Annotated in this window: 20 protein-coding genes and 2 other RNA genes; 7 read left to right on the forward strand and 15 right to left on the reverse strand. The window is 61.6% G+C overall.

What is annotated here, in order from left to right; all coding sequences use genetic code 11:
• The first annotated feature begins 129 nt into the window (after positions 1-129).
• Together VM94_RS06235 and VM94_RS06240 are read left to right on the forward strand one after the other, a co-directional pair.
• Positions 130-888, forward strand: a complete 759-nt coding sequence (locus VM94_RS06235; protein WP_046682674.1) for a PEPxxWA-CTERM sorting domain-containing protein — start codon at positions 130-132, stop codon at positions 886-888.
• A 34-nt stretch (positions 889-922) separates the two neighbouring features.
• Complete coding sequence (locus VM94_RS06240; protein ID WP_046682675.1) at positions 923-1768, forward strand: sterol desaturase family protein; 846 nt, start codon at positions 923-925, stop codon at positions 1766-1768.
• Positions 1769-1854: 86 nt separating this feature from the next.
• Here the strand turns inward: VM94_RS06240 and VM94_RS06245 are convergent, their stop codons facing one another.
• The 15 genes from VM94_RS06245 to gyrA all read right to left on the reverse strand — a co-directional run bounded on the left by VM94_RS06245 (position 1855) and on the right by gyrA (position 18979).
• Positions 1855-2559, reverse strand: a complete 705-nt coding sequence (locus tag VM94_RS06245) for a ComEA family DNA-binding protein (RefSeq protein ID WP_046682676.1) — start codon at positions 2557-2559, stop codon at positions 1855-1857.
• Positions 2560-2737: 178 nt separating this feature from the next.
• On the reverse strand, positions 2738-3691 hold the full coding sequence (gene rfaE1, locus VM94_RS06250) for a D-glycero-beta-D-manno-heptose-7-phosphate kinase (RefSeq protein ID WP_052755569.1): 954 nt from the start codon (positions 3689-3691) through the stop codon (positions 2738-2740).
• Complete coding sequence (locus VM94_RS06255) at positions 3688-5055, reverse strand: UDP-glucose dehydrogenase family protein (protein ID WP_046682677.1); 1368 nt, start codon at positions 5053-5055, stop codon at positions 3688-3690. Before VM94_RS06255 ends, rfaE1 begins: the two co-directional genes overlap by 4 nt.
• A 79-nt stretch (positions 5056-5134) precedes the next feature.
• Positions 5135-6310, reverse strand: a complete 1176-nt coding sequence (lapB, locus tag VM94_RS06260; RefSeq protein ID WP_046682678.1) for a lipopolysaccharide assembly protein LapB — start codon at positions 6308-6310, stop codon at positions 5135-5137.
• A 46-nt stretch (positions 6311-6356) separates the two neighbouring features.
• Entirely contained in the window at positions 6357-6659 is a 303-nt protein-coding gene (locus VM94_RS06265; RefSeq protein WP_034751796.1) for a LapA family protein, read from the reverse strand.
• Between the two features lie 256 nt (positions 6660-6915).
• Entirely contained in the window at positions 6916-7221 is a 306-nt protein-coding gene (locus VM94_RS06270) for an integration host factor subunit beta (protein WP_008446215.1), read from the reverse strand.
• 17 nt (positions 7222-7238) lie between these two features.
• The gene (gene rpsA / locus VM94_RS06275; protein ID WP_071650172.1) at positions 7239-8951 is read right to left on the reverse strand and encodes a 30S ribosomal protein S1; all 1713 of its coding nucleotides are present in this window, start codon (positions 8949-8951) and stop codon (positions 7239-7241) included.
• 118 nt (positions 8952-9069) lie between these two features.
• The gene (gene cmk / locus VM94_RS06280; protein ID WP_046682679.1) at positions 9070-9738 is read right to left on the reverse strand and encodes a (d)CMP kinase; all 669 of its coding nucleotides are present in this window, start codon (positions 9736-9738) and stop codon (positions 9070-9072) included.
• Positions 9739-9753: 15 nt separating this feature from the next.
• Entirely contained in the window at positions 9754-11109 is a 1356-nt protein-coding gene (aroA, locus tag VM94_RS06285) for a 3-phosphoshikimate 1-carboxyvinyltransferase (protein WP_046682680.1), read from the reverse strand.
• 18 nt (positions 11110-11127) lie between these two features.
• Positions 11128-12036 (reverse strand): prephenate dehydrogenase, encoded by a 909-nt coding sequence (locus VM94_RS06290; RefSeq protein ID WP_185982105.1) that lies wholly within the window; start codon positions 12034-12036, stop codon positions 11128-11130.
• A 4-nt stretch (positions 12037-12040) separates the two neighbouring features.
• Positions 12041-13147 (reverse strand): histidinol-phosphate transaminase, encoded by a 1107-nt coding sequence (gene hisC / locus VM94_RS06295; RefSeq protein ID WP_046682681.1) that lies wholly within the window; start codon positions 13145-13147, stop codon positions 12041-12043.
• A gap of 133 nt (positions 13148-13280) precedes the next feature.
• The gene (gene pheA / locus VM94_RS06300; RefSeq protein ID WP_046682710.1) at positions 13281-14351 is read right to left on the reverse strand and encodes a prephenate dehydratase; all 1071 of its coding nucleotides are present in this window, start codon (positions 14349-14351) and stop codon (positions 13281-13283) included.
• Positions 14352-14433: 82 nt separating this feature from the next.
• Positions 14434-15540: a 3-phosphoserine/phosphohydroxythreonine transaminase gene (gene serC, locus VM94_RS06305; RefSeq protein ID WP_235432858.1), complete on the reverse strand. Its 1107-nt coding sequence runs from the start codon at positions 15538-15540 to the stop codon at positions 14434-14436.
• Positions 15541-15564: 24 nt separating this feature from the next.
• Positions 15565-16185, reverse strand: a complete 621-nt coding sequence (locus VM94_RS06310) for a DUF2059 domain-containing protein (protein WP_160309276.1) — start codon at positions 16183-16185, stop codon at positions 15565-15567.
• Positions 16186-16300: 115 nt separating this feature from the next.
• Positions 16301-18979 (reverse strand): DNA gyrase subunit A, encoded by a 2679-nt coding sequence (gene gyrA, locus VM94_RS06315; RefSeq protein ID WP_046682684.1) that lies wholly within the window; start codon positions 18977-18979, stop codon positions 16301-16303.
• A gap of 656 nt (positions 18980-19635) precedes the next feature.
• Here gyrA and ompA point away from each other — a divergent pair.
• The 5 genes from ompA to ssrA (VM94_RS27725) form a co-directional block, all read left to right on the forward strand.
• Positions 19636-20346 (forward strand): outer membrane protein OmpA, encoded by a 711-nt coding sequence (ompA, locus tag VM94_RS06320; RefSeq protein WP_046682685.1) that lies wholly within the window; start codon positions 19636-19638, stop codon positions 20344-20346.
• Positions 20347-20473: 127 nt separating this feature from the next.
• Complete coding sequence (gene ubiG, locus VM94_RS06325; RefSeq protein ID WP_046682686.1) at positions 20474-21169, forward strand: bifunctional 2-polyprenyl-6-hydroxyphenol methylase/3-demethylubiquinol 3-O-methyltransferase UbiG; 696 nt, start codon at positions 20474-20476, stop codon at positions 21167-21169.
• 68 nt (positions 21170-21237) lie between these two features.
• A complete protein-coding gene (locus VM94_RS06330; RefSeq protein WP_046682687.1) occupies positions 21238-21942 on the forward strand; it encodes an HAD family hydrolase in 705 nt (234 codons plus the stop codon).
• A gap of 273 nt (positions 21943-22215) precedes the next feature.
• Positions 22216-22542, forward strand: a transfer-messenger RNA (tmRNA) gene (gene ssrA, locus VM94_RS27720).
• Positions 22543-22711: 169 nt separating this feature from the next.
• Positions 22712-22895: a transfer-messenger RNA gene (gene ssrA, locus VM94_RS27725) on the forward strand; the annotation flags it as partial.

Consider the following 22895-nt stretch of genomic DNA (forward strand, 5'->3'; position numbering starts at 1 on the left):
TAATCGCGTCAACAAGACACCACCGCTGTCTCTGAAGTACCTTCTCGCCCCTTCCGCGATTGAATCGAACGTTGGCCAAAAGCTCGCCGACAGACTGCAACACTATCCTGTCACTTTTGGAGCTTTATCATGCGTAAAACAGCTGCATTGCTGGCGCTGGCCGCCGCTTCCCTGTGCGTCTCTGCCGCCCAGGCCGCCACCACCAACCTGGTCAAGAATGGCGACTTCGAACTGACCAGCAACGGCACTTCGAAACAGCTGAACGAAGGCAACTACGCCCGCGACGACCGCACCTACCTGACCGACTGGTCCAGCAAGGGTTACAACTTCGTCTTGAACGGCAACAACATCGACGACACCAACGCCAAGACGGCGCTGGCCTTGTGGGGTCCGAATTCCTACAGTGGCCGCGGCCCGAAAAACGGCCTGGGCGTCAGTCCCACGGGCGGCAATGTGCTGGCGGCCGACTGGGATTATTTCCCGGGTCCCGTCACGCAACTGGTCAGCGGCCTCGTCGCAGGCCAGGCGTACACCCTGAGCTTTTCGTATGGCGCAGGTCAGCAAGTGGGTTTCCGCGGCGACAACCTGGTCAATTACTGGGACGTTGCGCTGGGCAACAGCAAGCAGCAAACGGCCTCGCTCGCCAACGTCAGCCAGGGCTTCACGGGCTGGCACCAGACCAGCATGACCTTCACGGCCGCGAACAGCAGCGAATTGCTGTCGTTCATGGCCAAGGGCAGCCCGACGGGCGCGCCACCGTTCATGCTGCTCGATGGCGTGTCGCTGGTGTCGGCCGTGCCGGAACCGTCGACCTGGGGCATGCTGATCGGCGGCCTGGGCTTGCTGGGCTTTATGGCGCGTCGCCGCAAGGCTGCCGTTGCGGCCTGAGACAGCAACACTACTTACTGCTTGATGGAATAAAATGAGCCTGCTGCACACCCTGCAAACCCAGCTGCCGGGCATCGTCATCGACGTGCTGCGCCTGAGCCTGTGGCTGGTGTTGCTGGCTGTTTTCTTCGTGCCGCTCGAACGCTTCTTTGGCGAACGCCATGCGGGGCGCTCACGCACGGAGCTGTTCAGCGACCTGGGCTTTTATTTCATCAGCAGCCTGCTGCCGGCCGCCTTGCTGGCCGTGCCGCTGGCCCTGGTCGCCATCGCTGGCCAGCGCTTGCTGCCGGACGCCATCCCCGCCACCCTGTCTGCCCTGCCCCTGTGGGGCAAGCTGCTGCTGGGCTTACTGATCGGCGAAGTCGGCACTTACTGGGGACATCGGCTCAGCCATGAAATTCCATGGCTGTGGCGCTACCACGTCGTACACCACAGCACGGAACAGCTGTATTTCCTCGCCAATACCCGCACCCATCCGGTCGACATGGTCGTCACGCGCCTGTTCGGCCTGACACCTTTGTATCTGCTGGGCCTGGCAGGACCCGGTGCGGCAGGCAGCGCCGCACCCGTGCTGCTGTTGCTGATCGGTACCGTCTGGGGCTTCTTCATCCACGCCAACCTGCGCTGGCGCTTCGGCCCGCTGGAATGGCTGGTGGCCACGCCCGCCTTCCACCACTGGCACCACAGCAAGTTCGAGCACATCAACCGCAACTACGCCTCCACATTACCCGTGCTGGACCGGCTGTTCGGCACCTATCACCTGCCGCGCGCCTGGCCCGCCGCCTGCGGCATCGAAGCGCCCATGCCGAAGACGCTGACGGGCCAACTGGCGGCGCCATTCCGGCGCACTGGCAAGCGGGAAGTCCCGGCTGCAGAATAAAAAAAACCCCGCGCGGCCGGTACCGCGCGGGGTTTTCTTCTCGTGCTGCGCGGCACCACCACGCAGCACGCCTTACAGCAACACGTTTACTTTTTCTCGGCTTCGGCCTTCTTCGCATCGGCCGCAGCCAGCTTGGCTTCCTTCTTCGCAGCCGCTTCCGCAGCCTTGGCTTCTTTTTTCGCTGCAGTAGCCGCCTTCTTCGCGGCAGCGGCTTCCTTCTTCGTTTCGGCAGCCGTTTTCACGGGGGCGGCATCGGCGGCGGCTGGCGCGGTAGCGGCGGCAGGCACGACCTTGGCGGCGGCTGCTTCTTTCTTGGCGGCGGCAGCGGCGGCCTTGGCTTCTTTCTTGGCAGCAGCAGCTTCTTTCTTCGTTTCAGCGGCTGTCTTGGCTGGCACCGCAGCGGTGTCGGTCACAGCAGCTGGCTTCGGTGCGGCTTCTTTCGCTGCAACTTCCTTCACAGCAGCTTCCTTTTTTGCCGGAGCGGCTTTCGGCGCCGGAGCGGGCGCCGCCGGCGCGCCGGACTTGGCCTGGCCATTCACTTGCAAGCCCGCTTCCGACAGCTTCACGGAACTTTTCGGACCGATGCCTTTCACGCGGGTTTCGAAATCGGCCCAATCCTTGAAGGCGCCGCCCTTGGCACGTTCATCGATGATGGCTTTCGACGTGACGGGGCCGATGCCCTTGACGCTGTCGAGTGCCGCCTGGTCCGCCTTGTTGACGTCGACCTGGGCAAAGGCAAAGCCCATCGTGGCGATCAAGGTGGCGATGGCCAGCAGTATTTTTTTGAACATGGGTATCTCTCCGTGATGTGGTTTCAAGATGACTCGAACGCAAGGGAAGAGCAGCGCCTTAACGGCTTTAACGGCTGTGGCGTGATACGGTTGACAAGACTGGACAGCGGAAGGACGGGAAGACCTGCGCCAGATCAAACGTTCTGGCGCAGGTGAGATGCGGAATACAGCGGCATAGTTACTGCGGGAACAGCTCGTCACGGGTGACGGTGGCCGTGCCCAGCTTGCCGACGACGATGCCGCCAGCCCGGTTGGCCGTCCGTACGGCTTCGCCCAGGCCCATGCCGGCGCCCAGCATGGCCGCCATGGTGGCGATCACCGTGTCGCCGGCGCCCGAGACGTCGAACACTTCGCGCGCATCGGTGGGCATGTGCAGCACTTCATCGGCAGTGTACAAGCTCATGCCTTCTTCGGAACGGGTCAGCAGCAAGGCATCCAGGCCCAGCTGGGCACGCATCTGCTGCGCGCGTTCCGTGAGTTGCTCTTCCGTGTTCCAGTTGCCGATCACGCGGCGCAGTTCCGATTTGTTCGGAGTGAGCACTGACGCACCCGTATAGCGACTGAAATCATCGCCTTTCGGGTCGACCATGACGATCTTGCCGGCGGCCCGGGCCGCCTTGATCATCTCGGCCACGTTCACCAGGCTGCCCTTGGCGTAATCCGACAGGACCACCACATCGTAGTGCGGCAACAGGGCATTGAATTGCTTGAGCTTGTCGCGCAGCACCGTATCGCTGGGCGCATCCTCGAAATCGATGCGCAGCATCTGCTGCTGGCGGCCGATCACACGCAGCTTGATGATGGTGGAAATGGCCGCATCGCGCTGCAGATAGCTGTGGATGCCGCCACCCTCGAGCAGGCGTTCGACCTGGCTGCCGGCCTCGTCGTCGCCGACCACGCCCAGCAAGCTCGTCTTCGCTCCCAGCGCGGCCGCGTTGCGCGCCACGTTGGCCGCGCCGCCCAGGCGCTCCTCGCGCTTCTCGATGCGCACGATGGGCACGGGCGCTTCCGGCGAAATACGGCTGACGTCGCCGAACCAGTAGCGGTCCAGCATCACATCGCCCACCACCAGCAGGCGTACCTGTGCCAATGCGGCCGGCACCGTCAAGGCGACCACCTCTTGGGCGCTCATGCGCGCGTCAGGATCGAGCGACCGATCCCGTGGTATTCGATGCCATTCTCGGCCATGACGGCCGGCTCGAACAGGTTGCGCCCGTCAAAGATCACGGCCTGCTTCAGGCGCGCCTTGACCTGCTCGAAGTCAGGGCTGCGGAAGGCTTTCCATTCGGTCACGATGACCAGTGCGTCGGCGTCCTGCAGCGCATCTTTCGAACTGTCGGCAAAGCGCACCCTGGCCAATTGCTCCTGCGTCAAATCCAGTTGCAGCACGCGGCGTGCCTCTGTCATGGCCACGGGGTCGTACACGGCCACGGTGGCGCCGCGCGCCAGCAAATCGGCCAGCAGCACGCGGGCCGACGCTTCGCGCATGTCGTCCGTATTCGGCTTGAAGGCCAGGCCCCACACGGCGAAATGCCGGCCCGTCAGATCCTCGCCGAAGCGAGTGACCACTTTGCGTCCCAGCACCTGCTTCTGCTGGTCGTTGACGGCTTCGACGGCGCGCAGGATCAGCAATTCCTGGCCGTGCCCGCGCGCCGTGCGCTCGAGCGCCTGCACGTCTTTCGGGAAGCATGAACCGCCATAGCCGCAGCCGGCGTACAGGAAGCTGTAGCCGATGCGCGGGTCGGAACCGATGCCGTGGCGCACGGCTTCGATGTCAACGCCGACCTTGTCGGCCAGGTTCGCCAGTTCATTCATGAACGAGATGCGCGTGGCCAGCATGGCGTTCGCCGCATACTTCGTGAATTCGGCCGAGCGCACGTCCATCCAGTAAGTGCGTTCATGGTTGCGGTTAAATGGCGCGTACAGGCTTTTCAGCAGTTCGCGCGCGCGCTCGCCGTCCGGCGTGGCGTCGACGCCGATGACGATGCGGTCGGGGCGCATGAAGTCTTCGACGGCCGCGCCTTCCTTGAGGAATTCCGGGTTCGACGCGACCGAGAACGTGGCGGCCACGCCGCGCGCGTCCAGTTCACCCTGGATGGCGGCGCGCACTTTTTCAGCCGTGCCGACGGGCACGGTGGACTTGTCGACGATGACCTTGAAGTCCGTCATGTACTTGCCGATGCCGCGCGCGGCGGCCAGCACGTATTGCAGGTCGGCCGAGCCGTCTTCATCGGGCGGCGTGCCGACGGCGATGAATTGCATCACGCCGTGCGCGGCTGCCGCTTCAATGTCGGTGGAAAAGGTCATGCGTCCGGCGGCGCGGTTGCGCGCCACGACCTCTTCCAGACCAGGTTCATGGATGGGAATGCCGCCGCTGTTGAGCAAGGCAACCTTCTGTGCGTCCAGATCGAGGCAAAAGACGTCGTTGCCCAGTTCCGCCAGGCAGGCGCCGGTCACGAGGCCAACATAGCCGGTGCCGATAATAGTGATTTTCATGGATGTACCGTATGGATAAAAAGCAGGTCTTACATAGAAGTACACGCCACATTGCTCAGGACAAGGTGACGTGTACGAATCAGTTCATGACATTGAGTTCTTCTGTGCGGCGTGGTGGGTAAGTCTCCCACTTGTTGCAGCCAGGGCAGTGCCAGTAGAACTGGCGCGCCTTGAAGCCGCAGTGGCTGCACTGGTAGCGGGCCAGCTTCTGCGTGTAGCCGTGCACGAGGTTTTTCACCATCGACAGCTCCGACCAGATGGCGGCCGGCGCATCCATCATGCGCGCTTCCAGCAGTTTATCGAGGCCCAGCAGGGTCGGCGTGCGGCGCAGCTCGGCGCTGACCAGCTGCTTCGCCGCTTCCACGCCGTCGAGCTCGATGACGGCCTTGAAGACGACTTCGATCAGGTCAATCGACGACGCTTCTTCCAGGTAGGAACGCAGCAGGTTGACGCCTTCCTGTGGACGGCCCAGCTTGGTATAGCCATCCATCAGGCGCTGCGCCACCAGGGCCACGTGCGGCACGCTTTGCTGCTCCACGCGGCGCCAGGTGGTCAGCGCGCCTTCCACGTCGCCGCGCGCCAGCAGCACGTCGCCCGTCAGGATGGTGGCGCGCACGCTCTTGCGGTCCGTCTGCAAGGCTTTTTCCAGCAGCGGCATGGCGTCGTCCGGTTTCATGTGCACGAGGGCGTCATGTGCTAGCTCGCAATAGAACTGGGCGATTTCCTTCTGGCGCGCGCCGGCGCCCGACTCCTGTAAGCCCACTGCCGCTTCGATGGCGCGTGGCCATTCCTTTTCGCGCTGGTAGATTTCCAGCAGCGCGCGGCGCGCCTGGGCCGCATATTGCGTGTCGATCAGGCCGTTGAAGGTTTCTTCAGCGCGGTCCAGCAAGCCCGCCTTCAGGTAATCCATGCCCAGCTCATAGGCGGCGTGGCCCTGCTGCTCCAGCGGCAGGTCCGGGCGCGCCAGCAAGTTCTGGTGCACGCGGATGGCGCGCTCCGTTTCGCCGCGGCGGCGGAACAAATTGCCCAGCGCAAAGTGCATATCGGCCGATTCCGGGTCCAGCTTGACGACTTCGATGAAGGCGTCGATGGCCTTGTCATGCTGCTCGTTGAGCAGGAAATTCAAGCCCTTGAAATAATTGCGCGGCAGGCTGCGCGATTCGGACACCAGTTGATGAATGTCCACACGCGCGGCAATCCAGCCCAGCGCGAAAAACATCGGGATACCCAAGAGCCACCAGAGTTCAAAATCCATGCGATTGTTTTTATTCGAGTAAGAGAGATAGGAGCGACGGCGGCGCTTACTGCGCGCTCACGCTGTCCGGTTGCGGCTGGACATTACTGGCCACGCCAACGGTCTGCAGCGCGGCAATGGTGGTTTTTTGCTTGGTCGCTTCGCGGCGGTGACGGAACACGGTCGGCGTCAGGGCCAGTACGCCCAGGCTCGCGCCAGCGACAAAAAAGCCCAGCAGCATCAGGACCAGGGGGCCGCGAATTTCATAATTGAGGAAAACATGCAGGTCGACAACCTGCGCATTCTTCAGCGCAAAACTGAAGAACAGGACGAAAAGAACACAGCCAACGATGGTGGAGATGATTTTCATCGATAGGTCCAGAGTGAACAAAAAAATACCAGTGCGACATGGCAAATGGCAAATGGCGCAAACGTAGAGTGCTGATCAAACCGTAGCGAGCGGCAGTGATTTGTGGCCGAGAAGCGCAACCGTACTGAAGTACGGTGAGCATCGCCGGCCGCAAAGCGCGCCGCGCAGTAGGTTTAAGCAGTGCTCTACAGCATATTAACAAAAAAAAGCGGCATCCAAGGACGCCGCTCTTTATTTTCCGCCTTCCAGCAGACGATTAATCCTCGATAATCGGTTGCCCGACCATCGCGTCCACGCGCTCGCGCAACTGTTTGCCCGGTTTGAAGTGCGGCACCCGCTTTTCGGGAACCATCACCTTGTCGCCGGATTTCGGGTTGCGGCCGATGCGCGGGGGCCTGCTGTTCAGGGCAAAACTGCCAAAACCGCGGATCTCGATACGCTGACCGGTCGCCAGGGCGTTGGTCATCGCATCGAGAATGGTCTTGACGGCATACTCCGCATCTTTCGCCACCAGCTGAGAATAACGCTCAGCGAGGCGGTTGATCAGCTCGGACTTTGTCATCTGCCGTATCCGCAGTCTTAGTTCTTGTTATCGAACTTAGCTTTCAACAAGGCGCCCAGGCTGGTGGTGCCCGAAGCTGCGTTGTTGTCGGTAGCTGCCATCTTCTGCATTGCTTCCTGGGTTTCAACGTTGTCTTTCGCTTTGATCGACAGTTGGATACCACGGGCTTTGCGGTCGATGTTCAGCACCATTGCTTCAACGGTGTCGCCGACTTTCAGGTGCGTACCAGCATCTTCAACGCGGTCGCGCGAGATTTCGGAAGCGCGCAGGTAGCCTTCAACTTCTTCGGACAGCTGGATCACGGCGCCTTTAGGCTCAACCGATTTAACGGTACCGGTTACCAGCGAGCCTTTGTCGTTCATGGCTGCGAAGTTGTTGAATGGGTCACCTTCCAGTTGCTTGACGCCCAGGGAAACGCGCTCGCGCTCAACGTCGATGGCCAGAACGATGGCTTCCAGTTCGTCACCTTTCTTGAAGCGACGCACGGCTTCTTCGCCGGTTTCGGTCCAGGACAGGTCGGACAGGTGCACCAGACCGTCGATGTTGCCGGCCAGGCCGATGAACACGCCAAAGTCGGTGATCGATTTGATCGCGCCGCGGACTTTATCGCCCTTCTTGTGGGTAACGCCAAAGTCATCCCAAGGGTTGGCTTTGCACTGTTTCATACCCAGCGAGATACGACGACGCTCTTCGTCGATTTCCAGAACCATCACTTCTACTTCGTCGCCCAGTTGGACAACTTTGTTAGGAGCAACGTTTTTGTTCGTCCAGTCCATTTCGGAAACGTGTACCAGACCTTCGATACCCTGTTCCACTTCAACGAACGCGCCGTAGTCGGTCAGGTTCGTTACTTTACCGAACAGACGGGTGCTTTGTGGGTAACGACGGGACAGACCGGTCCAAGGATCGTCGCCCAGTTGTTTCACGCCCAGCGAAACACGGTTTTTCTCTTGATCGTATTTCAGGACTTTGGCGGTGATTTCCTGGCCAACCGTCAACACTTCCGACGGGTGACGTACACGGCGCCATGCCAGGTCGGTGATGTGCAGCAGGCCATCGATACCGCCCAGATCCACGAACGCGCCGTAGTCGGTGATATTTTTGACGACGCCGGTCACGACCGTGCCTTCTTTCAGCGTTTCCATCAGTTTCTGACGCTCTTCGCCCATCGAAGCTTCGATGACGGCGCGGCGGGACAGAACCACGTTGTTACGCTTGCGATCCAGCTTGATCACTTTGAATTCGAGGGTTTTGCCTTCGAATGGGGTCGTGTCTTTGACAGGACGGGTATCAACCAGCGAACCCGGCAGGAATGCGCGGATGCCGTTGGTCAACACGGTCAGACCGCCTTTGACTTTACCATTGACGGTACCGACGACGATTTCGCCCGATTCCATCGCTTTTTCCAGAGCCAGCCACGAAGCCAGACGCTTGGCTTTATCGCGCGACAGGATGGTATCGCCGAAACCGTTTTCCAGCGATTCGATCGCCACGGAAACGAAGTCACCAACTTTGACTTCCAGTTCGCCGTGGTCGTTCTTGAATTCTTCGACAGGGATGAATGCTTCGGATTTGAGGCCAGCGTTCACGATCACGAAATTGTGGTCGAGGCGCACGACTTCAGCGGAAATAACTTCGCCGGAGCGCATATCTTGACGCGACAACGATTCCTCGAAGAGCGCAGCAAAACTTTCCATACCGGTAGATTCGTTAGTTGTAACAGTAGACATAGGGTTCACACAGGTTATCCAGCAGAGATCGCACGATGCGACTTAAACTGGGTTAGGTTTTTGACACACCCGGACAGGCCAGGAGCCGTCAACGGGCACCACATAGCACAACAACACGCTATTTTGCTGCAGCGGCATACCATTTCAACACGGTTTCGACGGCAACATCTGCCGTCATTTCCGACGTATCGAGGACATGCGCCCCTTCCGCAGGGACCAGCGGCGCAATCGCACGGTGAGTATCACGTTCGTCCCGCGCCTGCAAATCCATCAGAAGGTCTTCCATATTAGCAGAAAAACCCTTGTCTATCAATTGCTTGTAGCGCCGTTGCGCGCGCGCCTCGACGCTGGCCGTCAGGAACACCTTCAATTGGGCGTGCGGGAAGATCACCGTGCCCATGTCGCGCCCGTCGGCCACCAGGCCCGGCGTCTTGCGAAAGCCCAGCTGCAAGCTGACCAGCGCCTGGCGCACCGTTGGCAACACGGCAATTTTTGACGCCGTATTGCCCACTTCTTCGGCACGGATCTGCTCGGTGACGTTTTCCTGCGCCAGCAGGATTTCGCCATTGGCAAAATGGCAAGGCAAGTGCTCGGCCAGCTTGGCCAGCGCGTGCTCATCGCGCAAGTCCGTGCCGCGGCGCAGCGCGCTCAAGGCCGTCAGGCGGTACAGCGCGCCCGAGTCCAGGTAATGAAAGCCCAGCTTGTCGGCCACGCGGTGCGCCACCGTGCCCTTGCCGGAAGCGGTGGGGCCGTCGATGGCGATGACTGGGATGTGGGAGGTCGGCATAATATGAGCAATCAATTAAATCAAAGTGTCTTTGGCAATCCCCGCAAACGCGGCGAAATACTCGGGGAAGGTCTTGGCCACGCATTTCGGGTCGTTGATGCGCATCTCGTTGCCGCGGCGCGCGGCGCCGTCCAGCGAGGCCAGCGAGAAGCACATGGCCATGCGGTGGTCGTCGTACGTGTCGATGGTGGCGGCGGCAATTTCGGCCGGCGGCGTCACGCGCAGGTAGTCGGCGCCCTCTTCCACTTGCGCACCGAGCTTGCGCAACTCCGTGGCCATGGCGGCCAGGCGGTCCGTTTCCTTCACCCGCCAGCTGGCGATATTGCGCAAGGTCGAGGTGCCGTCCGCGTACAGGGCGGCGACGGCGATCGTCATGGCCGCGTCGGGAATGTGGTTGAAGTCCATGTCGACGGCTTTCAGCACGCCGTTCGAACGGGCTTCGATCCAGTTCTCGCCCATGGTGATGGTCGCGCCCATCTGCTGCAAGGCTTCGACGAAACGCACGTCGCCCTGAATGCTGTCGCGTCCCACGCCTTCCACGCGCACGGGACCGCCGCCGATGGCGCCGGCCGCCAGGAAGTACGAAGCCGACGACGCGTCGCCTTCCACGTGAATCGTGCCCGGGCTTTGATATTGCTGGCCCGGCTGCACGGTGAACGACTGCCAGCCGTCATGCTCGACCGTCACGCCAAAGCGGCGCATCAGGTTCAAGGTGATCTCGATATACGGCTTCGAAATCAGCTCGCCCGTGACGTCGATGGTCACCGCATGGTCGCGCGCCATCAGCGGCGCCACCATCAGGAGGGCCGTCAAAAACTGGCTCGACACGTTGCCGCGCACGGCGATGCGCTGCGCGTGGATATGGCCGCGGCGGATGCGCAGCGGCGGGAAGCCCTGCTCGCCCGTGTATTCGATCTGCGTGCCGACGGCGTTCAGCGCGTCGACCAGGTCGCCGATCGGGCGCTCGTGCATGCGCGACACGCCATGCAGAGTGTAGTCGCCGCCGATCACGGCCAGCGCCGCCGTCAGCGGACGGATGGCCGTGCCGGCGTTGCCCATGAACAGGTCCGCCTCGTGGTGCGGGAACACGCCGCCGCAGCCTTCCACATGGTGCACCTGGTGGGCAGTGGCCGGGTCGCCCGTCAATTCATCCTGCGTCCATTTGACGCCCAGCGACGTCAAGGCCGTCAGCATGACGAAGGTGTCGTCGGAAGCGAGCAGGTCGATGATCTTCGTCGTGCCCTTGGCCAGCGCGGCCAGCAGCAGCACGCGGTTGGAAATGCTTTTCGAGCCGGGCAGGCGCACCGTGCCTTCGGCGTGCATCACCGGCTTCAGATCGATATGGTGGGGGTAGTGCTTGGTCTGGGTCATGCTGGAATCCTTGAGTATTTATCGTGTGGGCGCGGCCGGCACTTCCGCCGTTTCAATCGCCTCGATCCATTGCTGCCGCGCGTGCTGGGCGTTCGCGTACACGCCCTCGATGGCGGCGCCGTCGTTCGCGGCCAGGTGGGCGCGCAAGGTCGTCAACTGCGCCAGGTAGGCGTCCAGTTCGTGCAGCAGCGCCGGCTGGTTGGCCAGGCTGATGTCGCGCCACATTTCCGGCGATGAGCCGGCGATGCGCGTAAAGTCGCGAAAGCCGCTGGCCGCGTATTGGAACAGCAGGCCCGCGTGCGGTTTGTTGGCGATGTCGTCGACCAGCGCAAAGGCCAGCAGATGCGGCAGATGGCTGACGGCGGCAAACACCTTGTCATGTTCTTCGGGGCTCAAGGTGTGCAGGATGGCGCCGCAGGCGCGCCATGCGGCCGCCACCCGTTCCACATCAGCCGCGGCGTTTTCCGCCAGCGGCGTGAGCACCACTTTCTTGCCTTGATACAGATCGATGATGGCGGCATCGGGACCATTCGTCTCGCGCCCCGCGATCGGGTGGCCGGGCACGAATTGCGCCACCTTGCCACCAAGCGCCGCGCGCGCGGCCGCCACCACGTCGCTTTTCGTGCTGCCCGCATCGGTGACGATGGTGCCCGGCTGCAGGTGCGGCGCGATGGACGCCAGGATGGCGCCCGTCTGCGCCACGGGCGCGGCCAGCAGCACCAGTTCGGCGCCATGCAAGGCTTGCGCCATGTCGCCGCCGATGGCGTCGATGATGCCCAGCTCCAAGGCGCGCGCCATCGACGCCGGCGAGCGGCCCATGCCGACCACGGCTTGAACCGCGCCCGCGTGTTTCAGGGCGCGCGCGAACGAGCCCCCGATCAGGCCCACGCCAAAGATGACTACCTTGTTCAGTGCAGGCGTCGTCATATCGTCAGGCCAGCGCTTTCGTCAGCGCGGCGATGAAGATGGCGTTTTCCTGCGGCAGGCCGATGGAAATACGCAGCCATTGCGGCAAGCCATAGCTGCCCACAGGGCGCACGATCACGCCCTGTTTCAGCAGCGCCAGGTTCACGCGCGCGCCTGCTTCATCGTCGTCGCCCACTTTCACCAGCACGAAATTGCCGTGCGATGGCACGTATTCCAGGCCCAGTTGCGCAAACGCTTCCGTAAACTGCTGGTAGCCGGCCGCGTTGTTGCGCGCGCTTTGCTCGAGGAAGGCCTTGTCGTTCAGGGCGGCAATCGCCGCCGCCTGCGCCAGCGAGTTGACGTTGAACGGCTGGCGGATGCGGTTCATCAGGTCCGTCAGCGCCGGCTGGGCGATGGCAAAGCCGATGCGCAGGCCGGCCAGGCCGTAGGCCTTCGACAGGGTGCGCGAGACCACCAGGTTCGGATACTGGCGCACCCACGCCGTCGACTCGTACTGGTCGTCGGCCGACAGGAATTCGTTGTACGCCTCGTCCAGCACGACGACGACGTGCGCCGGCACTTTCTTGAGGAAGGCTTCGAGCTGCGCGGCCGAAAGGAAGGTGCCGGTCGGGTTGTTCGGGTTGGCGATGAAGACCAGACGCGTGTCGTCGGCAATCGCCGCCGCCATCGCGTCCAGATCATGGCCGTAGGCTTGCGCCGGCACGACGATATGACGCGCGCCCAGGCCTTGCGTGGCCAGCGCGTACACGGCGAACGAGTACTGCGAGTAGACAACGGATTGGCCATGCTGCACGAACGCGTGCGCGGCGATTTCCAGGATGTCGTTGCTGCCGTTGCCCAGGGTGATCCAGTCGGCAGGCACGTCGTAGCGCTTGGAGAGCACGGCTTTCAAGTCGAAGCCGTTGGCGTCCGGATAGCGGCCCAGGTCATCGATGGCGGCGATCATCGCCTGCTTCGCCGATTCCGGCATGCCGTACGGGTTTTCATTCGACGCCAGCTTGACGATGGCTGCCTCGTCGAGGCCGAATTCGCGCGCAACTTCCGCGATCGGCTTGCCGCTCTGGTAAGGGGCGATGGCGCGGACGTATTCTGGACCGATATTTTTAGACATGGTGTTCTTTAAAAGTTGGTGAATGATTAGGCTGGTGGCTGTTGTTGGGTTACGCTGCGCTAACCCAAGCTACAGCTTACCGTATGTCGGGTAGGTCGGATTAGCGGAGCGTAATCCGACACCACCACCGGCGTCACAGACTGACCGGATACGACCCCAGCACCTTGAAAAACGCCGCATTGCTCTGCAGCTCGGCCAGCGCCTGGGCGACGGCGACGTCATGCACGTGGCCCTCCACGTCGACATAGAAATAATACTCCCAGCTGCCCATGCGCGCCGGGCGCGACTCGAAGCGCGTCATCGACACGCCGTGCTTGGCCAGGGGCGCCAGCAACTGGTACACGGCGCCCGCCTTGTTCGGCACGGCCAGCACCAGCGAGGTCTGATCCTTGCCCGACGGCGCCGTCTGCAAGGTGCCCACGACGGCAAAGCGCGTGCGGTTGTGCGGGTCGTCCTGGATATGGCCCTTGACCACGCCCAGCTTGTACTGCGCGCCGGCCAGTTCGCTGGCAATGGCGGCCACCGTGCCATCTTCGCCGGCTATGCGGGCCGCCTCGGCATTCGAGGCCACGGCGTGGCGCGCGACGTGCGGATAATTCTGGTTCAGCCACACCTGGCACTGCGCCAGCGCCTGCGAATGGGCGCAGATGGATGTGACGCCATCCATGTTGCCGCTCTTCGTCATCAGGCTGTGGTGCACGGCGATCGCCACCTCGCCGCTGATGATGAGGCTGGTCTGCAGCATCATGTCCAGCGTGCGGTTGACGGCGCCTTCCGAGGAATTCTCGATCGGCACGACGCCGAAGTCCGCCGTGCCCGCCTCGGCGGAACGGAATACCTCGTCGATGGACGCGCACGGCAAGCCTTCGACGGCGCTGCCGAACTGCTGATACACGGCCTGTTCGCTGAAGGTGCCGGCCGGGCCCAGATACGCCACGGTGACCCTTTTTTCCAGCGAGCGGCAGGACGACATGATTTCGCGGAAGATGGTCTGCACTTCGCGGTCGCCCATGGGGCCGGGATTGCGCTCGGCCACGCCGCGCAGCACCTGCGCTTCGCGCTCGGGACGGAAAACGGGCGCCTGCGTTTCGGCCTTCACGTGGCCCACCTGCTGGGCGATTTGCGCGCGGCGGTTCAGCAGCTCGAGGATTTGCGCGTCGATCGCATCGATCTGTTCGCGCAGCGGTTTCAATTTATCGGTCATGGTGGTTTGTTTCGTCAGCTGTACTTCAATCATGGCCGCACGGCCTGCGCCGGCGGCGGGCCGGCGCGGTCGTCTAGGCGACTCAGCGTCCGGCAAACTCGTTCAAATAATTGACCAGGGCTTGCACGCCCTCGATCGGCATCGCGTTATAGATCGATGCACGCATGCCGCCGACGGACTTGTGGCCCTTCAGTTGCAGCAGGCCGCGCTGCTTGGCGCCGGCCAGGAATGCGTCGTTCAGACTTTCATCGCGCAGATAGAACGGGATGGTCATGCGCGAGCGGTATGCGGGCTCGACCCGGTTCTGGTAGAAGTCGTCCGCATCGAGCGCTGCGTACAGCAGAGCCGCTTTCTCAATATTACGCTGTTCCATGGCCGCAACGCCACCCTGGCGTTTGAGCCACTGGAAAACCAGGCCGGCGATATAGATGCCGTAGGTGGGCGGCGTGTTGTACATCGACTCATGTTCGGCCACGATGGTCCAGTCGAAAGCGGACGGGCAGATCGGCAGCGCCTTGCCCAGCAAGTCTTCGCGTACGATGACGAGGGTCAGGCCGGCAGGGCCGATGTTTTTTTGCGCACCGCCGAAAATGACGCCGTATTGCGACACGTCGATCACGCGCGACAGGATGTGCGAGGACATGTCGGCCACGATGGTGCTCCCTGCCGGCACGTTCGGCGCCTGCTGGAATTCCACGCCGTCGATGGTTTCATTGGTGCAGATGTGCAGATAGGCGGCGCCCGGCGTCAGCTTCCATTCGGAGACTGGCGGCACACCCGTGAAACGGGCAGCCTTCGATGACGCGGCCACGTTGACGTTCGCATACTTGGCCGCTTCCTGGATCGACTTGCCCGACCACGAACCCGTATGGACGAAGTCGACGGTGGCCGGCTGCTGCGCGGCCAGACCCGCCAGGTTCATCGGGATGATGGCGTTCTCGCCCAGGCCGCCGCCCTGCAGGAACAGAATTTTGTAGTTATCGGGCACGGCCAGCAGTTCGCGCAGGTCGGCCACCGCCTGCTTGTAGATGGAAATGAATTCGGGACCACGGTGGCTCATTTCCATCACCGACATGCCACTGCCATGCCAGTCCTGCATCTCGGCGGCCGCTTGCGCCAGCACTTCCTTGGGCAGGACGGCGGGGCCGGCGGAGAAGTTGTAGATAGGGCTTACGGCTCGATGGGTCACGATACGGTCCTTAGTAAAATGGAATTATTGGGGCGACTGCGTGGCCGCCCGCATGACCTGGTCAAGCACGGCATTCACGCGGGGGATCAGCACGCGCTGGCTGATGGCCATCGATTCGGCCGACAGTTGCGGCATGGTGGCCAGCATCTTGCGGCCCAACGGCGTCTTGTAGAAGGCCGTCAATTGCTCGACTTCCGGCACCGTGTAAAAACGCGCGTACAGGGGCACCATTTCGTCACCCAGTTCGTCGATCAGGGTCGGGTCGGCCAGTACCTGCGTCAGGGTGGCGATGGCCAGGGGGATTTCTTCCTCGGCGCTGGCCAGCGCGCGCGCCTTGCGCTGCTCGTCCAGTTTCGGGTTGCTGTTGATTTGCTGCTGCGCCGACTGGCGGATCATGGAAGGCACAGATTGCAGCATCTGGTCGAAGATGCTGCGCGTCAGTTGCGGGAACTGCATCGCATCGAGCATGCGCCGCACGGCCACTTTCATGGCGGGACTGGGCGCCGCCTGGCGAACGGGCATGGCTTGCGTGCTCTGGGCCAGGGCCGGCAGGGTCGCAAGAAAGGCCAGCGAAAACGCGGCGAAGAAGGTGGCGACGATTTTTCTCATGGCGTGCGGGATGTTGAGTGACTTGTGAATAGACATTGCCGGCGATGCATGTCGGCTTACGCCCGACGGGCTAAGCCGACCTACGCAATTCTGCTGGCGGCATAAGCACGCGCCAATAGCAATTGGGGCTCCCGAAAGAGCCCCAATCATCTTACTCCGGCTGGGCCGGATCGACAGGATCGGCCGGTTCAGCCGCTGCCGGCCCAGGCGCGGCGTCCGCCTCCGTCGTCAGCTCGACTTCGTCGATATCCGTTTCCACCACGCGCTGCAGGCCGGACAGCTTGGTGCCGTCTTCCACGGCGATCAGGGTCACGCCCTGCGTCGCGCGGCCCATCTCGCGGATTTCCGACACGCGGGTGCGGATCAATACGCCACCGGTGGTGATCAGCATGATTTCATCGCTGGTATCGACCAGGGTCGCGGCAACCACTTTACCGTTGCGCTCACTGGTCTGGATGGCGATCATGCCTTTCGTGCCACGGCCATGGCGCGTGTACTCGGTGATCGGCGTACGCTTGCCGTAGCCGTTTTCCGTTGCCGTCAGCACCGACTGCTGCTCGTTCTCGGCCACCAGCAGGGCGATCACGTGCTGGCCTTCTTCCAGGTTCATGCCGCGCACGCCGCGCGCCGTACGGCCCATCGGACGCACATCGTTTTCGTCGAAGCGCACTGCCTTGCCCGAATCGGAGAACAGCATCACGTCGTGCTGGCCGTCGGTCAGCGCCGCGCCGATCAGGAAGTCGCCGTCGTCCAGGTCGACCGCGATGATGCCGGCCTTGCGTGGATTGCTGAAGTCCTTCAGCGGCGTCTTCTTGACGGTGCCCAGGCTGGTCGACATGAACACGTAATGGTCTTCCGGGAACGTGCGGTTCTCGCCCGACAGCGGCAGGATCACGGTGATCTTTTCGTTGTCCTGCAGCGGGAACATGTTGACGATCGGCTTGCCGCGCGAGTTGCGCGAGCCTTGCGGCACTTCCCACACCTTCAGCCAGTACATGCGGCCACGATCCGAGAAGCACAGGATGTAGTCGTGCGTGTTGGCGATGAACAGCTGGTCGATCCAGTCTTCCTCTTTCGTCGCCATCGCCTGCTTGCCGCGGCCGCCGCGCTTCTGCGCGCGGTATTCGGTGATCGGCTGGGCCTTCATATAGCCGGTGTGCGACAGGGTCACGACCATGTCCTGCGGCGTGATCAGATCTTCCGTTTCCAGGTCGGTCGCATTCAACTCGATCTGCGAGCGGCGTACGTCCTTGTTGCCGGCGCCGTATTCGTTCTTCGCCGCCGTCATTTCATCGGTGATGATGACGGTCACGCGTTCCGGCTTGGCCAGGATGTCGAGCAAGTCGGCGATATGTTCCATCACGTCCTTGTACTCGTTGACGATCTTGTCCTGTTCCAGACCGGTCAGGCGCTGCAGGCGCATCTGCAGAATTTCCTGCGCCTGGTCGTCCGACAGCTTGTACAGACCATCCGTCTGCATGCCGTAGTGCTTCGGCAGGTTTTCCGGACGGTAGGCGTCCACGCCACCCGGCGTCGTGCCGTCGCCCGTGCGGGCCAGCATTTCGCGCACGACGGACGAATCCCAGGCCTTGGCCATCAGCTCGACCTTGGCGATCGGCGGCGTCGGCGCGGCCTTGATGATGGCGATGAAGTCATCGATATTGGCCAGCGCAACGGCCAGGCCTTCAAGCACGTGGCCGCGTTCGCGCGCCTTGCGCAGTTCGAACACGGTACGGCGCGTGACCACTTCGCGGCGGTGCGACAGGAAGCATTGCAGCATCTGCTTGAGATTCAGCAGCTTGGGCTGGCCATCGACCAGGGCTACCATGTTCATGCCGAAGGTGTCTTGCAACTGGGTCTGCTTGTACAGGTTATTCAGCACCACTTCCGGCACTTCGCCCCGTTTCAGCTCGATCACCACGCGCATGCCCGACTTGTCGGATTCGTCGCGGATGTCGGAAATGCCGTCGAGCTTCTTGTCGCGCACGTTTTCAGCGATACGTTCCAGCAAGGATTTCTTGTTGACCTGGAATGGCAGCTCGTCGACGATGATGGCGATGCGGCCGCCATCCTTGCCGTATTCTTCGAAGTGGGTCTTGGCGCGCATGACGACGCGGCCGCGGCCCGTGCGGTAGCCGTCGCGCACGCCGGACACGCCATAGATGATGCCGGCCGTCGGGAAGTCCGGCGCCGGGATCAGCTCGATCAATTCATCGATCGTGCAATCGGGATTGCGCAGCACATGCAGCGCGCCGTCGATGACTTCGGTGATGTTGTGTGGCGGAATGTTCGTCGCCATGCCGACGGCGATACCGGACGAGCCATTGATCAGCAGGTTCGGGATACGCGTCGGCAAGACCGTCGGTTCCTTTTCCTTGCCATCGTAGTTGGGCTGGAAGTCGACGGTGTCCTTGTCGATATCGGCCAGCAGTTCGCTGGCGATCTTGTCCAGGCGGCACTCGGTGTAACGCATTGCCGCGGCGCCGTCGCCGTCGACGGAACCGAAGTTGCCCTGGCCATCGACGAGCATGTAGCGCAGCGAAAAATCCTGCGCCATGCGCACCAGCGTGTCGTAGATCGAGGCATCGCCGTGGGGATGGTATTTACCCATGGTTTCGCCGACCACGCGGGCGCACTTGACGTAAGGGCGGTTCCACACGTTATTCATTTCATGCATCGCGAACAAGACGCGACGGTGCACTGGCTTCAAGCCATCGCGCGCATCGGGCAAGGCGCGACCGACGATCACGCTCATGGCGTAATCGAGGTAGCTCTTGCGCATCTCTTCTTCGAGGGAAATAGGAATTGTTTCTTTTGCGAATTGATCCATTGGCGGTTCGACTGATCTCAGGCTGTGGTTAACTTATCTGTTACGCAATGTATGACGCAATACTGCATATCCTGGGTGGCTGTCGGCGTGGACGCCGCGCCGCGCGCTGCTGGCGTGGCCCGGCTTCCATGTCGCAGAGTGCCTGAACAAATCGGCGGGCTGGCGGCGCGGCCAGTACGGGTACCGCAAGGGTACGTGCTGGCCATGCCGTGCCGCCGTGGGCATTTGCTCGACACTCTTAACAGTCAAGCGCACGATTTTAGCATGCGCGCCCAGCTACCTGTACAAATTGGCCATACCGGCAAGATTGGCAGTTTGCACCGGAGCCGTGCATGTTGCACTGTCGATAATGCACAATGGCAATGTCAGTTCAAGACACCTGCCCTTAAAAGAGGCAAAAAAAGCGATCAATTGTTACAGACGCGTTACAAATGGGCATTTTCGTTGCGCAAAAACAACGCACGGTCTAAAATCGGGCAAGCTTTGATTTAACCACGGTCGTGTGCCCCTGATGCGTGTGGCAAAATGACTGGGAAGTTAATTGCTAGTTTCGCAATCTGAAACGAGCGCATATGGTCTACATGATAAAATCTTGGCACGTAGCACCAGTAGCGCAGTGTTGTTCTGCGGATATCACCCCCCGAAAGGAAAAAAGAATGAATAAATTTGTAACGCTGTTTTTCGCTGCATCCGCAGTGATTGCTGGCTCGGCTTCGGCCCAAACCCCAACCTCCCCACCATTCGCGCCAGTTACCACTGACATCAAAGCACCAAGCCCAAAAAGCGCTTACGTGCAAGATGCCCGCGGCGTGATCGTGCGTGACCCATTCGGCCTGTGCTGGCGTACCGGCTACTGGACACCTGCTGACGCAGTGCCAGGTTGCGACGTACCACTGTGCGTAGAGCCAGAAACCCTGCAAGACGGCAAATGCGTGGCTCCTCCAGCACCAGTCGTACCTGCTCCAGCACCAGCACCAGTCGTGCCAGTGCCAGTCGTAGTTGCTCCTACCTCGGAAAAAGTCAGCTTCGCTGCTGATGCATTCTTCGATTTCGACAAAGCTACGCTGAAGCCAGAAGGCAAAGCCAAGCTGGACGAGCTGGCCGCGCAACTGGGTGGCATCAACCTGGAAGTCATCATCGCTGTGGGTCACACCGACTCCGTCGGCACCGATGCTTACAACCAAAAACTGTCGGTACGTCGTGCTGATGCTGTCAAAGCCTACCTGGTCAACAAAGGCGTTGAAAGCAACCGCGTGTACACCGAAGGCAAAGGCGAAAAACAACCTGTTGCTGATAACAAAACTGCCGAAGGCCGTGCGAAAAACCGTCGCGTGGAAATCGAAGTTGTTGGTACCCGCAACAAGTAATTGCTGAACCTCTGGACTTGCCGCAAGTCATCGCGCAAGTCAAGAACAGCATGAAAAACCCCGCCACGGCGGGGTTTTTTTTCGTCCGTGGCTGCCCAATTGTAAAATTGCCGCTATTATTCGACCTATGAACGCCGACCCTCTCGAAATCCAAAAATTCAGTGAGCTGGCCCACCGCTGGTGGGACCCCACTTCCGAGTTTCGTCCCCTGCACGAAATTAACCCCCTGCGCCTGGAATGGATCAACGCGAAAGTGCCGCTGACCGGCAAGCGCGTGATCGACATCGGCTGCGGCGGCGGCATCCTGGCCGAATCGATGGCCCGCAAGGGCGCCGACGTGACGGGCATCGACCTATCAGAGAAGGCACTAAAAGTTGCCGACCTGCACAGCCTGGAATCGGGCGCCAAGGTACGCTACAAGCTGATCGCCGCCGAAGCCATGGCAGAGGAAGAGCCGGGCCAGTACGACGTCGTGACGTGCATGGAAATGCTCGAGCACGTGCCGGACCCCGCCGCCATCGTCAAGGCTTGCGCCGCGCTGGTCAAACCGGGCGGCCACGTCTTCCTGTCGACCCTGAACCGCAACCCGAAAGCGTATCTGTTCGCCATCCTGGGCGCCGAATACCTGTTGCGTCTGTTGCCGAAAGGCACGCACGACTACGACAAATTCATCACCCCGGCCGAACTGTCGCAATACTTGCGCAGCGCCGGCCTGGACGTCAACAGCATGCGCGGCATGGGCTACAATCCGCTGACCAAGATTTACTCACTTAATAGCGATACCAGCGTCAATTACCTGGTGGCCTGCACCCGGCCGCTGTAACCATCACGCACAATACAAGGCGGCTGCGGCCGCCATTTTTCATTCCCACTTGACACACTTTGCCCGCCATGATCACTGACCATCTGCCAGCCCCGCGCGCCATCCTGTTCGACCTCGACGGCACCCTGGCCGACACCGCGCCCGACCTGGCGGCGGCCATCAACCTGCTGCGCGCGCGCGCCGGCCTGGCGCCGACCCCGTATGAAGTGCTGCGCCCCACGGCCTCGGCCGGGGCACGCGGCATGATAGGCGCGTCGTATGGCATAGCTCCTGGCGAAAGCGGCTACGAAGCCCTGAAAGACGGCTTCCTGAACAATTACGAAGCGGCCCTGGCCGTGGAAAGCCGTTTGTTCGACGGCATCCCCGCCATGCTGGAGGGTCTGCAAGCTCTGGGCCTGGCCTGGGGCGTGGTCACCAACAAGGCCGCCCGCTTCACCGACCCGCTGGTCGGCCAGATCGGCCTGGGCGCCGCCGGCTGCGTGATCTCGGGCGACACCATGCCCCACCCGAAACCGCACCCCGCCCCCCTGCTGGAAGCGGCCCGCCGCCTGGATCTGGCGCCGGAAGACTGCTGGTACGTGGGCGACGACCTGCGCGACATCCAGGCCGGCCGTGCCGCCGGCATGCGGACGGTCGCCTGCGCCTGGGGCTACTGCGGCGCCGTCGAACCGCAGCACTGGAAGGCGGACCATTTGCTCGATACGCCATTGGCCTTGCTGGAGCTGGTGACTGGCGTGGTGAAGGCGGCGCAGGAGCGGCAGTTGGCGGCTTGATGGCTTACTTCTGAAAACTCACGCGCGCCACAAACACCTGTTTCGACCAGCAACAAAAATCCGGGGTCAGACCCGCCGGGTCTGACCCCAGCACTTGCCTGTAGGGTGGTACAACTGTCTGTGGAGTGCTTGCGGATGCGCGGCTTGTGCCTGCCAGCACAAGCCCCTCCAATTCGTCTGGCTCAAGCGATTCAAAGCTGCCTCGCTCCTTACCGCGAATGCACCATGCAAGAGTGGGCAGATTGCGCGACACAGAAGCTTCCGTGGGGACGACCTGGTTTCGACGTGGGTTGCAAAGCAGCGCAGGGCATACCAAAGGCGGGCTACCTCGTAAATACAAGCTGAAAAAACTTAACTGCAAACGATAACTCGTACGCACTGGCAGCTTAATCGCTGTTAGCTCTAGAACACCTCGTCCCTGGGGTGGGCCGTCAAAAGCTCTAGAGTCACCACAGGGCTCGTCTGATGCTGGGTTACTTGGCGTGCGACTAAATAATAGGTAACTCGCTTGCCCATCACCTACACATCCGTGCTGGCTGAGTTAAATTAAATGATAGTGCCAAGTATGTAGAACTGTCTGTAGAGTGCTTGCGGACGCGGGGGTTGTGCGGGACTTCGGCGGGCACAGCCCGGCGCCGCACAACCGGCTTGCGCATGCCGGCGCAAGCCTCTCCGATTCGTCTGCCTCAAGCGATTCGAAGATGCCTCGTTCCTTACCGCGAATGCAGCATGCAAGAGTGGGCAGATTGCGCTACAATGAAGGTTCTGTGGGGACGACCTGGTTTCGACGTGGGTTGCAAAGCAGCGCAGGGCATACCGAGGGCGGGCTACCTCGTAAATACAACCTGAAAAAACTTAACTGCAAACGATAACTCGTACGCACTGGCAGCTTAATCGCTGTTAGCTCTAGAACACCTCGTCCCTGGGGTGGGCCGTCAAAAGCTCTAGAGTCA

The organism is Janthinobacterium sp. KBS0711 (assembly GCF_000988085.1).
Lineage (GTDB): Bacteria > Pseudomonadota > Gammaproteobacteria > Burkholderiales > Burkholderiaceae_D > Janthinobacterium > Janthinobacterium lividum_E.

Bases quoted from the DNA above. Each gene is read 5' to 3' on its own strand.
- pheA (WP_046682710.1), bottom strand. From the start codon at position 14,351: ATGACCGATAAATTGAAACCGCTGCGCGAACAGATCGATGCGATCGAC.
- VM94_RS06310 (WP_160309276.1), bottom strand. From the start codon at position 16,185: ATGTCTATTCACAAGTCACTCAACATCCCGCACGCCATGAGAAAAATC.
- VM94_RS06245 (WP_046682676.1), bottom strand. From the start codon at position 2,559: ATGTTCAAAAAAATACTGCTGGCCATCGCCACCTTGATCGCCACGATG.
- VM94_RS06240 (WP_046682675.1), top strand. From the start codon at position 923: ATGAGCCTGCTGCACACCCTGCAAACCCAGCTGCCGGGCATCGTCATC.
- aroA (WP_046682680.1), bottom strand. From the start codon at position 11,109: ATGACCCAGACCAAGCACTACCCCCACCATATCGATCTGAAGCCGGTG.
- VM94_RS06330 (WP_046682687.1), top strand. From the start codon at position 21,238: ATGATCACTGACCATCTGCCAGCCCCGCGCGCCATCCTGTTCGACCTC.
- VM94_RS06235 (WP_046682674.1), top strand. From the start codon at position 130: ATGCGTAAAACAGCTGCATTGCTGGCGCTGGCCGCCGCTTCCCTGTGC.
- ubiG (WP_046682686.1), top strand. From the start codon at position 20,474: ATGAACGCCGACCCTCTCGAAATCCAAAAATTCAGTGAGCTGGCCCAC.
- lapB (WP_046682678.1), bottom strand. From the start codon at position 6,310: ATGGATTTTGAACTCTGGTGGCTCTTGGGTATCCCGATGTTTTTCGCG.
- VM94_RS06255 (WP_046682677.1), bottom strand. From the start codon at position 5,055: ATGAAAATCACTATTATCGGCACCGGCTATGTTGGCCTCGTGACCGGC.
- ompA (WP_046682685.1), top strand. From the start codon at position 19,636: ATGAATAAATTTGTAACGCTGTTTTTCGCTGCATCCGCAGTGATTGCT.
- VM94_RS06265 (WP_034751796.1), bottom strand. From the start codon at position 6,659: ATGAAAATCATCTCCACCATCGTTGGCTGTGTTCTTTTCGTCCTGTTC.
- rpsA (WP_071650172.1), bottom strand. From the start codon at position 8,951: ATGTCTACTGTTACAACTAACGAATCTACCGGTATGGAAAGTTTTGCT.
- VM94_RS06290 (WP_185982105.1), bottom strand. From the start codon at position 12,036: ATGACGACGCCTGCACTGAACAAGGTAGTCATCTTTGGCGTGGGCCTG.
- VM94_RS06270 (WP_008446215.1), bottom strand. From the start codon at position 7,221: ATGACAAAGTCCGAGCTGATCAACCGCCTCGCTGAGCGTTATTCTCAG.
- rfaE1 (WP_052755569.1), bottom strand. From the start codon at position 3,691: ATGAGCGCCCAAGAGGTGGTCGCCTTGACGGTGCCGGCCGCATTGGCA.
- cmk (WP_046682679.1), bottom strand. From the start codon at position 9,738: ATGCCGACCTCCCACATCCCAGTCATCGCCATCGACGGCCCCACCGCT.
- gyrA (WP_046682684.1), bottom strand. From the start codon at position 18,979: ATGGATCAATTCGCAAAAGAAACAATTCCTATTTCCCTCGAAGAAGAG.
- hisC (WP_046682681.1), bottom strand. From the start codon at position 13,147: ATGTCTAAAAATATCGGTCCAGAATACGTCCGCGCCATCGCCCCTTAC.